Consider the following 632-nt stretch of genomic DNA (forward strand, 5'->3'; position numbering starts at 1 on the left):
ATTCTATTTCTCTAACTGTAAATGTTGTTTAGAGCGAGGCGTTGTTTTTCTTCACTGAACGTCTCATTCAACTCGGTGGTGTATTGGCGAAAATCAATGTCATCATAGTGATTGATGCAATGTGTCATTTGCTTTGCCATGTCTTCCGGTGTTTGCGCCAAAAAAGGATAGTTGAGATCTTTTGTGGCACCAATGGAACGAATCACCATAGGGAGGTGCAGCTTCGCGGCTTCTAGAATCGTTAAAGGCATACCTTCCCATGCGGCGGTATGTAAATAGAGATCGGAGGCCCGCAGTTTCTTAACCACTTCATCGCGAGGAAGCATACCCGTTACTTGTACGCCCTCGGCTCTTAACGCTTGCTCTAGCTCTTTGTCTCCTCCTCCAATCCAAGTAATGTCTAATTGGCGATTGAGTGCAAATCGATTCAAGCAACGGAGTGTGTTAAGTAAAAATTGAGGGTCTTTCTGTGGTGCGACACGCCCTAAAACAACAATGTTCAATGCAGCTTGATGGTTTCTGCCGACACGCGTCGCACTTTGATAAGAAACGTAGTTGTTCAGCAGTTCCGCTCGTTTTGCTCCAATGCTAATGGCTAAATCACATTCGCGCTGACTGCAGCCTGCCACCAC

Annotated in this window: 1 protein-coding gene; it reads right to left on the reverse strand. The window is 46.0% G+C overall.

The genetic code is table 11. The features are described 5' to 3' along the window. Window positions 1-11: 11 nt before the first annotated feature. On the reverse strand, window positions 12-632 hold a 621-nt coding region (locus R7Q48_RS28425), incomplete at its 5' end, for a glycosyltransferase (protein ID WP_318133674.1).

It is taken from the genome of Vibrio sp. 378 (assembly GCF_033339435.1).